The 13196-nt window shown below is 55.9% G+C and carries 9 protein-coding genes and 2 pseudogenes; 8 read left to right on the top strand and 3 right to left on the bottom strand.

Translation table 11 applies throughout. The features are described from left to right. Positions 1-340 precede the first annotated feature (340 nt). The gene (locus tag QN370_RS01250; RefSeq protein ID WP_322127364.1) at positions 341-1411 is read right to left on the bottom strand and encodes a hypothetical protein; all 1071 of its coding nucleotides are present in this window, start codon (positions 1409-1411) and stop codon (positions 341-343) included. Between the two features lie 227 nt (positions 1412-1638). On the opposite strand from QN370_RS01250, the pseudogene QN370_RS01245 reads away from it, so the two are divergent. Then, positions 1639-1968, top strand: a pseudogene (locus QN370_RS01245) (DDE-type integrase/transposase/recombinase); the annotation flags it as partial. A 254-nt stretch (positions 1969-2222) separates the two neighbouring features. Further along, positions 2223-2363 (top strand): 2-C-methyl-D-erythritol 2,4-cyclodiphosphate synthase, encoded by a 141-nt coding sequence (locus QN370_RS01240; RefSeq protein WP_322127365.1) that lies wholly within the window; start codon positions 2223-2225, stop codon positions 2361-2363. 129 nt (positions 2364-2492) lie between these two features. Here QN370_RS01240 and QN370_RS01235 read toward each other — a convergent pair. Together QN370_RS01235 and katG are read right to left on the bottom strand one after the other, a co-directional pair. Then, positions 2493-3341: pseudogene (locus QN370_RS01235) on the bottom strand (PDDEXK nuclease domain-containing protein); the annotation flags it as partial. A 413-nt stretch (positions 3342-3754) separates the two neighbouring features. After that, positions 3755-5950, bottom strand: coding sequence for a catalase/peroxidase HPI (gene katG / locus QN370_RS01230; RefSeq protein ID WP_322127367.1), 2196 nt, complete (start codon positions 5948-5950; stop codon positions 3755-3757). 256 nt (positions 5951-6206) lie between these two features. On the opposite strand from katG, the gene QN370_RS01225 reads away from it, so the two are divergent. From QN370_RS01225 to QN370_RS01200, 6 genes are read left to right on the top strand one after another with little or no spacing between them, the layout of a single operon-like run. Next, on the top strand, positions 6207-7472 hold the full coding sequence (locus QN370_RS01225) for a lipoprotein-releasing ABC transporter permease subunit (RefSeq protein ID WP_322127368.1): 1266 nt from the start codon (positions 6207-6209) through the stop codon (positions 7470-7472). Further along, entirely contained in the window at positions 7465-8163 is a 699-nt protein-coding gene (lolD, locus tag QN370_RS01220) for a lipoprotein-releasing ABC transporter ATP-binding protein LolD (protein WP_322127369.1), read from the top strand. Before QN370_RS01225 ends, lolD begins: the two co-directional genes overlap by 8 nt. A gap of 12 nt (positions 8164-8175) precedes the next feature. Beyond that, a complete protein-coding gene (locus QN370_RS01215; RefSeq protein ID WP_322127370.1) occupies positions 8176-8973 on the top strand; it encodes a TatD family hydrolase in 798 nt (265 codons plus the stop codon). Positions 8974-8979: 6 nt separating this feature from the next. Then, a complete protein-coding gene (locus tag QN370_RS01210; RefSeq protein ID WP_322127371.1) occupies positions 8980-11397 on the top strand; it encodes a DNA internalization-related competence protein ComEC/Rec2 in 2418 nt (805 codons plus the stop codon). A 13-nt stretch (positions 11398-11410) separates the two neighbouring features. Next, the gene (locus QN370_RS01205) at positions 11411-12214 is read left to right on the top strand and encodes an alpha/beta hydrolase (RefSeq protein WP_322127372.1); all 804 of its coding nucleotides are present in this window, start codon (positions 11411-11413) and stop codon (positions 12212-12214) included. Next, positions 12211-13125 carry a lipid A deacylase LpxR family protein gene (locus QN370_RS01200; protein WP_322127373.1) on the top strand — a complete coding sequence of 305 codons (915 nt, stop codon included), beginning with the start codon at positions 12211-12213 and terminating at the stop codon, positions 13123-13125. The genes QN370_RS01205 and QN370_RS01200 overlap by 4 nt, the downstream gene beginning before the upstream one ends. Positions 13126-13196: the final 71 nt, after the last annotated feature.

Raw genomic sequence — 13196 nt, 5'->3', positions numbered from 1 at the left:
ACTTTTTCGAAAATAAAATTTGCTGGAAGCGTAGTCAGCCATTTCCATTCTTGGATTCGGCTTTATTCAGTGGTTCCTTAAACGGGTTTATGAAGAATTACAGTACCGAAGCGCAATGTGACGCAGCGCTCGCGAAAGGCCGATGTCCGCATGCCTATCGGTCCCCACATTGCGGGCACGGCAAGGCGTTTGATAACGTTCAGTTTGGCTGGAATAATGATAGGTCATTGCGCTCCTTCGACTGGGGAGTCAGGGGGTCTTGATGTTAATTCATCTCGACCACCCATTCTAATTAATCAAAGTTGCACTTCATGCTTGAATTTAAGCATTAGATATGCAATCAAAATCGCATATCTAAAACATTATCTTTTTTCTCCGTATCATTATTAATATCTGTAAGAGTTGGCCTTGTTGACACAAATGGCTTGTAATCTTTTGTCACAACCTTATCAATTACTGGAAAGATAATGTCATTTATTCTTGTGCGACTATAAGAGTTAGCACTAGAGCAATCCATCACAGCATTATAGTCAGTGATAACTGATTTTAAAACACCATCTTTTGACGACACCATAAAATCATCTAAATCTCTTACAAACACATTCACACCTTTTTGCAAAAGACCAGAAACACATTCTTTTAAAGATTTTCTTAATTTAATTAAGTCTTCATCTTTTCCGTTTTTAACAAGACTTCCCATCGGTTTTCCATCTACATAATCATATATTACAGACCTAAACTGATAACTCTCACCTGATTCTATAAAAGTTTTTCTAACTTTGGCGGCGAAACCTGAGTTTGATATTTTTAAAAGCAGATCTTTATTATCGTAAATGTGAGATGCTAATGGATATTTATCTTCGTGTAGTTTTACTGAGTAATCCTCATCTTTTTTATCAGGATTTTGGACTCTTATTATAAGTGCATCATCTTCCCACCTTGGTTTTTTAATACAACTTATAGTGTAAGGAAGTTCCTTTAGCGATTCACTTATTCCGTGATAATCAAGTTTAATTTCTTTTTGTTCTTTGATTATTTGTCTAATAAAAGACTCTATATGGTTTAGTGTAAAATCACGACTTTCTTTAGATGGTATTGAATTAAAAATTTCATCGCTCATAGTTATTTTTGATGAAATGCTATTGCTTGGGTTATTCGTTTTATTTAAGTTCCGATCATTTCCATTGACCGCTTCGATAGAAATATTAGAACTAAAGCGAGCTTGCTTAAAAAATCTTTGGCCGTTATCAAACGACTGTGTTCTGCGCAGCTTATTAATCGGAGGAAAAGAGTACGCTTTGGGAGTTGCCGTTGCTGCTAGCCTCGGAGGAGTGGGCGGTGTCCTGCTGTCAGGCAGATTTGGCAACAAGGGCGTGGCAGGTCGGGAGCTATGGTTTACTTTGTTGAACATGGCAATGAAGGTTATCTAGTGTTGGTCGGCCCACACGGGTCGCACCGGTGCAGGGGAAAGCAGTAGTACGTGATGCGCTCACGCCAATGGTTCCATCCTCGTTAGGTGCTGATGCACTTAAACGATGAAGGCGAAAGTACCTCAACCCCGGAGGCTCTATGCTGCGACCGGGCGAAACTGCTTTCAAGATCAAAGGCGCCCGGCAATATCTTTAGCGCGCTGTTGATAAGGAAGGCAACACAGTAGATTTTTTCTTAATGGCAAAGCGGGACAAAGCTGCCGCTAAAAAGTTTTTCGACAAGGCCATGCAATCCAGCGGCGTGGCGGAAAAAGTCAAGATGGACAAGAGCCGTGCGAACAGAGCGGCGATCGACGAGATCAATGACGACCGAAAAATTCAGATCATCGTTCGCCAGGTCAAGTATCTCAACAACGTCGTGGAGAAAGATCATCGCGCCATCAAGCACTTGACCAAACCGATGCTCAACTTTAAATCCTTCCGGTCTGCCCAAAATATACTGGCGCGGGTCGAACGCTTGCACATTAGCGGAGCGTGAACCCGTCACGATGCTTGAACGCTGTTGTGGATATTCTTTCGTTTTTCAAAGAAAAAAGACCCGGTCGCAAGCGCGAGCGGGTCTTTCGGGGGAAAACTAAGCGGAACGGTTTTTTACTAAATGATTACACCAGATCGAAACGATCCAGGTTCATCACCTTAGTCCATGCCGCAATGAAGTCATGCACAAACTGTTCATCTGCATCGCTGCTGCCATAGACTTCCGCAATAGCCCGCAACTGAGAGATCGCACTGATGGTGACCAATATCGCCGAAGCCATCGGCATTCCGGCCGGACGCGTCAACGTCAAGACGAAGACCAACGAGCGCATGGGATTTCTGGGGCGTGAAGAGGGGATGGCTGCGGAGGCGGTGGTGCTGATTTATCACCGGTAAAGTTGCACTCTGCGATTCCGGTGTTGAACTTCTGCCGCATACCGCGCTGATCGACGCCGAGTCAGCTATTCAGAATCGACCAGGCAAACGATTTATTGTTGTTGCGAAATCCTGAGTTTGGGACGCCGACTACCGATTGCCGAGCCGTGCTTTCGATAGCGTGACTGCCTCATGCAGTTTTTGCTCCAGTAATTGCCGGGACGGTAGCCCTGTCAAGTATTCGGCAACGTGAATGCCGCTTTGGTCCAGTTCCAGCAGTTCTATCTGTTCACTGTTTTTGCCGGTACAAAGAATGATCCCCAGCGGCGGTGCTTCGCCCGGTTCCTGTTCGTGTTTAGCCAGCCAGCGCAGATACAACTCCATCTGGCCCTTGTCGGCCGCCTTGAATTCGCCCAGCTTCAGTTCGATCGCCACCAGGCGTCGCAAGCGGCGGTTGTAGAACAGCAAGTCGATGTAGAAATCGTTATTGTCAATTTGCAGCCGTTTCTGGCGGGCGACAAAGGTGAAGCCAGCACCCAGCTCCAGCAGGAAATTTTCTAGTTCACGCAAAATGGCGTCTTCCAGATCTTTTTCGAGATAACGGTCCTGCAATCCCAGAAAATCAAGAATATACGGATCCTTCAGCACGAGACTTGGGCCGACCACCCCCTCATCGCGCAAGGTCGCCAGTTCAATTGTCAGCAATTCATCCGGCTTGCGCGATAATGATGTCCGCTCGAACAGCATGGAGTCCAGCCTTCCCTGCAAGGTACGGGTACTCCAGCCCTCGCTGCGACACATTTCCAGATAGAACTCTCGCTTGAGTGGATCGTCGATGTATATCAGGCTACGCAAATGGGTCCAGCTCAATTGTCTACTCAGTGCGTAGACGATGTCCTCGGTCTCGAACACCTCGCCAAAGCGCAGCATGTGACGCAGGTTCTTGGCACCAAAGCCACGGCCATGCTCGTCCTCCAGTTGGCGTGCCACTAAGGCTAAGGGTCACGACAACGGCACATCATTCTGCCCACATTGGGGGCCATTGAACAGGGTTGAGCGGAAGCCGCAACACTTGCCATCCGGCGCATCTACCGGACACAGTTTCAACCACACCACAAGCGAGGTTTGGACAACCTGCTAAACGTCATTTCCGACACGAACATCACCTGCTTGATGAGGCTGCGCCATTCGCCTCTAAAGCATAAATCCCGCCCTGCGCGTGAGCACATACGGCTTCTCAAGACGGTGCTTTCACTGCCTTGAAAATACTGACTAGTACGTAAATATTTCACAAAGTTTCGTAGCGTTTCTTCTCGAACAGTTTTTCATTCGCCCATTGAAAAAAGGCCCGATCGCAATTGTGAGCGGGCCTTTCGAGGCAGAACTAGTCTGCCCAGTTTTTTACTGCAGGATTAGGCCAGATCGAAACGATCCAGATTCATCACCTTGGTCCATGCCGCAATGAAGTCATGCACAAACTGTTCATCTGCATCGCTGCTGCCATAGACTTCAGCAATAGCCCGCAACTGCGAGTTTGAACCCACAACCAGATCAACGACAGAACCGGTCCACTTGATGTCACCGGTGGTGGCGTCACGACCTTCCATCTGGCCTTCTGTAGCCGTTTTCTGCCACACGGTTTTCATGTCGAGCAGATTGACGAAGTAGTGATTGTTCAGGGTGCCAGGCTGTGCAGTAAATACACCATGCTTGGTGCCACCGAAGTTGGTGTCAAGGGTGCGCATTCCGGCGAGCAGGACCGTCATTTCCGGACCGGTCAATGTCATCAGCTGGGCGCGGTCGATCAGCAACTCTGCTGCCGTCCGCGAGCTGTGGTCAGCCAGATAATTACGGAATCCATCCGCAGTTGGCTCCAGTGCAGCGAACGACTCGACATCGGTCTGTTCTTGCGAGGCATCGGTACGACCTGGCATGAACGGAACGGTGACGTGATGACCGCCTTTTTTGGCTGCTGCTTCAACCGCAGCCGATCCGGCCAACACGATCAAGTCCGCCATCGAGATTTTTTTGCCGCCGGATTGCGCGCCATTGAAATCTTTCTGGACAGTCTCGAGTGCTTTCAGGACCGTGGCCAGTTGTGCTGGCTCATTGGCTTCCCAATCCTTTTGCGGTGCCAGACGAATACGACCGCCATTGGCGCCACCGCGCTTGTCACTGCCGCGGAACGATGCTGCCGAAGCCCATGCCGTGCTAATCAATTGCGCAGCTGGCACGCCGCAGGCGAGTACCGACGCTTTCAAGGCGGCGATATCTTTGTCATCGACCAATGGGTGGTCAACGGCAGGAACGACGTCTTGCCAGATTTCGGTTTGGGCCGGAACCATCGAACCAAGATAGCGTGACAACGGACCCATGTCGCGGTGCATCAGCTTGTACCAGGCCTTGGCATAAACTTCAGCGAATTCTTGCGGATTCTGATGAAAGTGCCGCGAGATTTTTTCGTAGGCCGGATCGGCGCGCAGCGCGATGTCGGTCGTTGCCATCATCGGTGCATGACGGATAGCCGGATCATGCGCGTCCGGCACGGTACCCGCACCGCCACCATTGACGGGTGTCCACTGATGGGCACCGCCTGGGCTCTTCGTCAATTCCCATTCATAACCGAACAGGGTATCAAAGTAGCTGTTATCCCAGGTAATCGGGGTCGGTGTCCATGCGCCTTCCAGACCACTGGAAATCGTGTGGACGCCTTTGCCGGTACCGAAGGAATTTTTCCAGCCCAGACCTTGCTCTTCGAGCGGAGCGCCTTCTGGTGCAGGACCGACGTATTTTCCAGGATCAGCAGCGCCGTGGACCTTGCCGAAGGTATGACCGCCAGCGCACAGGGCAACGGTTTCTACGTCATTCATCGCCATGCGCAAGAAAGTTTCACGGATGTCGTGTGCCGACAGCACTGGGTCGGGATTGCCATCCGGGCCTTCTGGATTGACATAGATCAAACCCATTTGGACTGCGGCTAGCGGTTGTTCAAGGACGCGATCTTTGCTGTAGCGCTTGTTGTCCAGCCATACTGTTTCCGGACCCCAGTAAATATCTTCTTGCGGTTCCCAGACGTCGGCGCGGCCACCAGCAAAGCCGACCATTTTCAAGCCCATCGATTCCATGGCGACGGTGCCAGTCAGCACGATCAAGTCAGCCCATGAAATTTTGCGGCCGTATTTTTGCTTCAGTGGCAACAGCAAGCGACGTGCCTTGTCCAGGTTGACGTTGTCAGGCCAGCTGTTGATCGGTGCAAAACGCTGGGTACCATATCCGGCGCCGCCGCGACCATCGGCAATCCGGTAGGTACCGGCCGCGTGCCATGCCATACGGATAAAGAAGGGACCGTAGTGACCATAGTCGGCCGGCCAAAAATCCTGGGAGTCGGTCATCATTGCAGTGACATCCTTGACCAGGGCTTCCAGATCGAGGCTTTTGAATTCTTCGGCGTAGTTGAAATCCTTGCCCATCGGATTGGTCAACGATGAATTCTGTTGAAGGATTTTCAGGTTCAGCTGATTTGGCCACCAGTCAGCATTATTTCTACCGGCGTTGACTGTAGCTTGCGGTGCTCCGCTTAAAAACGGACATTTTGTTTCGTTTGACAAGTCGTTCTCCTGTGAATGTTTGGCGATTCCAGCGTAGGCCAGTATAGATTTTCGTTAAAAATTAACCTACGAAATATTCTTAATGACCTTCATAGCTGATCCTGATGCAGGTAACTGGTCTTGTCGATGCAATCTTTGGTTGCCGAATAAAGACTACTTGACGGCATTCGTTACGCTGCGCAACCTCTCAGACTACCCTGATTGGAGTCGATCTGTTTTATGTGGGAAGATGCACGTCGAATTCAGGAGCCCACCATTGAGTATTCTTAAAAATTTGCCGTTCGAGTGGCTGGTCGGCATTCGTTACACACGGGCTGGCCGACGTAGTGGCCGTAATAGTTTTATTTCATTCATCTCGCTGATCTCAATGGCGGGCATCGCGCTGGGCGTGGCGGCACTCATCGTCGTGCTGTCGGTGATGAACGGTTTCCAGAAAGAAGTGCGCGACCGCATGCTGTCGGTGCTCCCGCATATCGAAGTATTCGATCCCGTCAATGGCCTGTCCGACTGGCGGGCGACTGCCAGGGAAGCTTTTCTGGACAAAGAAGTCAAAGGCGCCGCGCCGTACGTGGCAGGTCAGGCAATGATGACGCGTGACGGCGTTTTGCGTGGCGTGATTGTGCGCGGTGTGCTGCCCGGCGAAGAATCGAATGTCTCCGAAGTCGCGGCGCAAGTGCGGCAAGGCAAGTTCAGCGACTTGCGTCCCGGCGAATTCAATATCGTGCTTGGTGGCGAACTGGCCCGTGCGCTGTCAGCCGGCATCGGCGACCGCGTCACGCTGGTATCGCCCGAAGGACAGGTCACGCCGGCAGGCGTCGTGCCGCGCTACAAGGCTTTCACGGTGGTTGGAATTTTTGAAGCCGGACATTACGAATACGATTCCACGCTGGCCTTCATGCACATCGACGATGCCGAAAAAATGTTCCGGCTCAAGGCACCTACCGGCGTACGACTGCGCATCGCCGACATGCAGACGGCCCCGCTGGTCGCGCGCGACCTGTCGCGCATCCTGACCGGCAACGTGCTCATCAGCGACTGGTCGAAACAGAACAAGACATGGTTCGCCGCCGTGCAAACTGAAAAACGCATGATGTTCATCATCCTCACGCTGATCATTGCCGTCGCGGCGTTCAATCTGGTCTCGACGCTGGTCATGACCGTCACCGACAAGCAGGCCGACATCGCGATCCTGCGCACACTGGGTGCGTCACCGCGCTCGATCATGAAAATCTTCATGATTCAGGGTGCGCTGGTGGGCTTGATCGGCACGGCCATTGGCGTTAGCGGCGGTGTGCTGATCGCCCTGAATGTCGATGTCATTGTGCCGGTGATCGAACACCTGCTCGGCGTGCAATTTCTGCCGCGCGACATTTATCTGATCAGTGCCTTACCGTCCGATTTGCGTTGGCCGGACGTCGGCACCATCGGCGCGGTTGCCGTGGTGCTGGCGTTCCTGGCGACGCTGTATCCTAGCTGGTGGGCGGCCCGTGTCAAACCTGCCGAGGCCTTGCGCTATGAGTAATATTGAAAATTCACCGGTATTGTCCTGCGCCGGTCTGGGAAAGACCTTCACGCAAGGAAAGTATTCCGTCAAGGTGCTGGGTGACATCGACTTCCAGGTGCAAAAAGGGGAGCGCGTCGCCATCGTCGGCGCGTCCGGTTCCGGCAAATCGACGCTGCTGCATTTGCTTGGCGGGCTCGATACGCCGAGTACCGGCAGTGTCACTTTGCTCGAGCGCGACTTTGCCAGCATGGGTGAAAAAGAGCGTGGCGAAGTGCGCAATCACGCGCTCGGTTTTGTCTACCAGTTCCATCATTTGCTGCCTGAATTTTCAGCACTCGACAATGTCGCGATGCCGTTGATGATCCGTCGCGTCGACCGCGCCACGGCACAGGAAGCCGCCCGCAAGGTGCTGTCGCGTGTCGGTCTGGCCGAGCGCGTCACGCACGTGCCTGGCGAGCTGTCCGGCGGCGAACGGCAGCGTGTTGCGCTGGCGCGGGCGCTGGTGACGCAACCGGCCTGCGTGCTGGCCGACGAGCCAACCGGCAACCTCGATCGCGCCACCGCGCACCAGACTTTCGACCTGATGCTGGAATTGTCCCGTACGCTGGGCACCTCGTTCGTCATCGTCACGCATGACATCGAACTGGCGCGCCATTGCGATCGCATCTTGCGGCTGTCCGAGCGCGGGCTGGAACCCTACGTCGAATAACGGAGTACGCCGATGTGGATCGACACCCATTGCCATCTGGATGCCGCCGAATTTGCCGGTGAACACGAGGCGGTGGCGGATGAGGCGCGCGGGCTAGGCGTCTCCCGCATCGTCATTCCGGCCATCGGTCGTGCCAATTTCGGCACGGTTGCCGCGCTCGCGGCAGCGTGCACTAACGGGTCCTATGCGCTTGGCATCCATCCGATGTTCGTACCGCAAACCGACGAAGCCGATCTGTTGCTGCTGCGTGCGGCCATTCCCGCCGCCTTGCTGGATGCGCGGTTTTTAGCCATCGGCGAAATCGGCCTGGACTTTTTTATTCCTGCACTGACCCTGTCGCCGCTGCGCGAGAAACAGGAACACTTTTACATCGAGCAATTAAAAATCGCCCGCGACTTTGACTTGCCGGTGCTATTGCATGTGCGGCGCTCGCAAGACATGCTGCTCAAGCATTTGCGCCGCATCCGAGTGCGCGGCGGTTGCGCGCATGCGTTCAATGGCAGCTTTCAGCAGGCGCTGCAATTCATCGAGCTCGGTTTCAAGCTGGGGCTCGGTGGCGCGATGACCTTCACCCGTGCCTTGCAGATTCGCCGCCTCGCCACCGAACTGCCGCTGTCCGCACTGGTGCTCGAAACCGACGCGCCCGACCTGTCACCGGCGTGGCTGCATCCGATGCGTAATAGCCCGGCGCAGATTCCGCAGATCGGCGCTGCACTGGCTGGCTTGCGCAATGTGCCGGTCGAGACGATCGCAGCTGCCACGACCGCCAATGCACTGGTCGCCTTGCCGCGACTGGCGGCACTTTACTGACGTCGCATGCGCACGGCATTGCTCGGATTTTCGGTCGGAGTCGGGGTGGTGCAACTGCAATCGACGCTGTTGCCGGCGACGTGGGCGACGACGTTGCTGGTGAGCGCCGTGCTGCTACTGCTTGCATTCAAACGGATAAAAACAGCGCAGATTCGGCTGCCGTTGGTGGCAAGCGTTGCGGCGCTGCTCGGTTTTGCATGGGCCACGCTGTTCGCGCAGTTTTATTTGCAGCGGTCCTTGCCTGTAGAACTCGAAGGGCGCGACATCACCGTCATCGGCACCATTGACAGTTTGCCGGCCAGCGTCGAGCAGGGCGTGCGATTTAATTTTCTGGTGGAGCGCGTGTTGCCGCTCGATGGTGTCACGCCGGTCTTGCCGCCACGATTGGCGCTGGCCTGGTCGTCCGGATTTTTCGGCCAGACCACGCAAGTCGTCGGCGATGTGCAACCGGGCGAACGCTGGCAATTGACGGTGCGTTTGTCGCGTCCGCATGGCAATGCCAATCCTTACGGGTTTGATTACGAAGCCTGGCTGCTCGAACAGAATCTGCGCGCCACCGGGTATGTCCGGCCCGATACCGATGCCCGCTTGAAGAATGGTCGGCTGGCGGCATTCGTCATCAGTCCCGGCAATCTGGTCGAACGCAGCCGTGGCTGGTTGCGCGCCCGCATTCTCGCTGCCTTGCCTGAAAAACGTTATGCCGGCGTGCTGGTCGCGCTCGTGGTGGGTGACCAGCGCGGGGTCGTGCAATCGGACTGGAATATTTTTACACGCACCGGTATCGGCCACCTGATTTCGATCTCCGGCTTGCACATCACGATGGTCGCCGGCCTGTTTGCCGCGCTTGGTCAAGCCTTGTGGCGACGGTCTTTTTTTACCGATGCTGCATTGCCGTTGCGACTACCCGCGCAGAAGTTTGCCGTACTGGTCGGTGTTGCCGTGGCGCTGTTATATGTGCTGCTGGCCGGTTTCGGGGTGCCCGCGCAACGTACCTTGTATATGTTGTCGGTGGTTGCGCTAGCGCTCTGGTGCGGACGACTGACGCGGGTCTCGTCGGTGCTGTGTATCGCCCTGGCGGTGGTGTTGCTGCTCGATCCGTGGGCAGTGATGGCACCCGGATTCTGGCTGTCGTTTGGCGCGGTGGCGATCATCCTGTATGCATCGGTGGGACGCTTGCCGCCGGCACCTGCGACCACCCGCTGGCAGCGCTGGCGGGCGGCGCTGATGCCAGCAACGCAGACGCAATATGTGGTGTCGATCGGCATGGTACCGCTGACCTTGCTGCTGTTCGGGCAAGTGTCGCTGATCAGTCCGCTGGCCAATGCGATTGCCATTCCGCTGGTCAGTTTCGTGGTCACCCCGCTGGCCTTGTTGGGGAGTGTCGCGCCGGTCCCGTTCAGTGGCTGGTTGCTGTGGTCGGGCCATGCCTGCATCGATTTGCTGGCGCAGGCGCTTACCTGGTTAAGCGGTTTGTCGTGGGCAGTCTGGTCGGCACCGGTGCCGTCGTGGTGGGCATTTTGCACGGCTGCCATCGGCACCTTGTGGTGGCTCGCACCGCGCGGCTGGCCGCTGCGCTGGGCCGGAGTGGCCGGCTGGTTGCCGCTGCTGACAACGTTGCCGACCCATCCGCAGACTGGCCAATTCGATGTCATTGCCTTCGACGTCGGCCAGGGCATGGCCTTGCTGGTCGAGACCGCCGGGCACCGTTTGCTGTATGACACCGGCCCGGCTTATGCGCCCGAATCCGACGGTGCCAATCGCGTGCTGCTGCCGTATCTGAAAGCCCGCGGCATTGGCGCGCTCGATGCAGTCATCGTGTCGCACAGCGATACCGATCATTCGGGGGGTGCGCTGTCGTTACTGGCTGCGTTACCAGTCGGCTGGGTGTCGAGCTCGCTGCCGCTGGATAATCGCATCGTGCGCGCTGCGTCAATACACCGGCGCTGCCTGGCCGGTCAGCGCTGGGACTGGGATGGCGTGCACTTCGAGATGCTGCATCCGACAGCGGTCAGCTATACCAGCGACAAATGGAAGCCCAATGCACGCAGTTGTACGCTGAAGATTTCAGCCGGCGGTCATGCCATCCTGCTCCCCGGCGATATCGAAGCGACTTCCGAAATCGAACTGGTCAACCGCATTCCCGGCCAATTACGTAGCACCGTGCTGCTTTCACCGCACCATGGCAGCGGCACCTCATCGACCGAAGCCTTTCTCGACGCGGTCGCGCCAACGCTGGCGGTGTTTCAGGTTGGCTACCGCAATCGCTACCATCATCCGAAGCCGGAAGTCTTTGCGCGCTATGCCGAGCATGGCATCGAGCGCGTACGAACGGATGACTCAGGGGCAATCACATTACAATTCAGCCAGAATTTGACCTTGAGCACGTACCGCAGCACCCATGCGCGGTATTGGTATGACCGATAGGAAGCGATAAACAATGACTCACCCTGTGCTGCACTTTGCCCATGCCAATAGCTATCCGGCCGATACGTACCGCGCTTTTTTCCGCGCGCTGTCACCGCACTATGACGTGCGCGCGCTGCCGATGCATGCCCACAATCCCGACTATCCGGTGCGCGATGGCTGGGACGCGTTGCGGCGCGAATTGCAGGACGACCTGCTGGAACGCTATGATCAGCCGGTGATTCTGGTCGGTCATTCGCTGGGCGGGATGCTGTGCATGATGGTGGCCAAGCAGCGGCCTGATCTGGTGCGCGCCGTGGTGCTGCTGGATTCGCCGGTGGTGGCAGGCTGGCGTGCGCTGGCGCTGCGGGTCTCGAAGCTGACCGGGCTGGACATGAAATTTTCGCCGGCGCGTTTTTCGCAGCGTCGCCGCCAATTCTGGCCCGACCTCGAAGCCGCCTATGCCCACTATGCGTCGAAAGCGATGTTCGCTGTCTGGCCCGAAGAAGTCTTGCGTGATTACATCCAGTACGGCATGGAGCCACATGCAGAGGGTGTCACGTTGCGCTTCACGCGCGAAATCGAAACGGCGGTCTATCGCGGCTTGCCGCATGACCTTGGCGCACTCGCACGGGGGTCGTTTCCGGTTCCGATCGGGTTTATCGGCGGGCTGGAGTCCGTCGAGTGTCAGCAAGCCGGACTCGATGCCACCCGGCGACTGGTCGGTTCCCATTTCGCGCAAATTCCCGGCGGGCACCTGTTTCCGATGGCTTCGCCGCAGGCGGCGGCCGACGCGACCCACACCATGATTACCTCCTTACTCGGAAATACCCAATGATGAAATTCGCGTTGTTAGCCCTGTGTGCCTTGGCAGGTACGGTTCACGCAGTCGACTTTCCTGATGTAACGCGCATGCGCGCCGAAGGCGCGTCTAGCGTAACGCTGGAAATCGATAACGACAGTCTGTTGCTCAACCGCGATGACGGCTTCTACACCAGCGGTGCCCGCATTGGTCAACGCATCGATCTGCATTCGGCCGGTAGGCTCGACAGCATTGGCTGGCGCATCGGCCAGGAGATGTACACGCCTTCGGACACGCGCCTGTTGCCGTCCCAGATCGGACCGACCGATCATCCGTACGCAGGCTGGCTATTTGGCGGTGTCTACCGGCAGCAAGCGCTGGCCGATGGCACGCACTGGAAGCTCGGGATGGATCTCGGTTGCCTCGGCCCGTGTGCCGGTGGCGAGTGGACGCAGACGCACTTGCACCGGCTGATCGGACAGCAGTTGCCGCAAGGTTGGGCCAAGCAGATGCGTAATGAATTTGGCGCGGTGCTGGTTGGCGAACTCGCTCCGGTGCGCTGGCAGCTCGGCAGCGCGGTCGATCTGACACCCGCGCTGCAGGCGCGCTTCGGTAATATTTTTACGGATGCCAGTGCCAGTGTGCTGCTGCGTGCCGGGCAGCTCAATGTGCTGCCGGATCAGCCGACGTTGCACGGCTTCGTGCGAGCCGAAGCAAGCGCAGTGGGATACAACGCGACGCTGCAGGGCGGTTATTTTTCTAGCAGCAACCCGCACACGGTCGATCCGAAACGGTTGGTCGGCGAAGCAGAAATCGGCGCGGTGTGGCAGCGCTCGCCATGGAGCGTCAGTGCTTCGGTGGTCCGGCGCGGCAATGAAATTCGCACATTGCCAAACAGCATAGGCACGCAAAACTTTGTGCGTTTGTTGTTTGCTTACGCGCTGTAATGGATCGCGTCCCGACCGCCGGTCATAATTTTTTACCGTCGATAGTCGGGCTGGAAAATCTGCGTGCGGCA

The sequence above is a fragment of the Actimicrobium sp. CCI2.3 genome (genome assembly GCF_035019065.1).
Lineage (GTDB): Bacteria > Pseudomonadota > Gammaproteobacteria > Burkholderiales > Burkholderiaceae_D > Actimicrobium.
The sequence above is the reverse complement of the archived record's forward strand: the minus strand, read 5'-3'. Positions and strand labels throughout refer to the sequence as shown.

What these genes read in the sequence shown, in the direction of transcription:
- QN370_RS01250 (WP_322127364.1), bottom strand. Translation starts at nt 1,411, where the DNA reads ATGTTCAACAAAGTAAACCATAGCTCCCGACCTGCCACGCCCTTGTTG.
- lolD (WP_322127369.1), top strand. Translation starts at nt 7,465, where the DNA reads ATGAGTAATATTGAAAATTCACCGGTATTGTCCTGCGCCGGTCTGGGA.
- QN370_RS01240 (WP_322127365.1), top strand. Translation starts at nt 2,223, where the DNA reads ATGGTGACCAATATCGCCGAAGCCATCGGCATTCCGGCCGGACGCGTC.
- QN370_RS01205 (WP_322127372.1), top strand. Translation starts at nt 11,411, where the DNA reads ATGACTCACCCTGTGCTGCACTTTGCCCATGCCAATAGCTATCCGGCC.
- QN370_RS01215 (WP_322127370.1), top strand. Translation starts at nt 8,176, where the DNA reads ATGTGGATCGACACCCATTGCCATCTGGATGCCGCCGAATTTGCCGGT.
- QN370_RS01210 (WP_322127371.1), top strand. Translation starts at nt 8,980, where the DNA reads ATGCGCACGGCATTGCTCGGATTTTCGGTCGGAGTCGGGGTGGTGCAA.
- QN370_RS01200 (WP_322127373.1), top strand. Translation starts at nt 12,211, where the DNA reads ATGATGAAATTCGCGTTGTTAGCCCTGTGTGCCTTGGCAGGTACGGTT.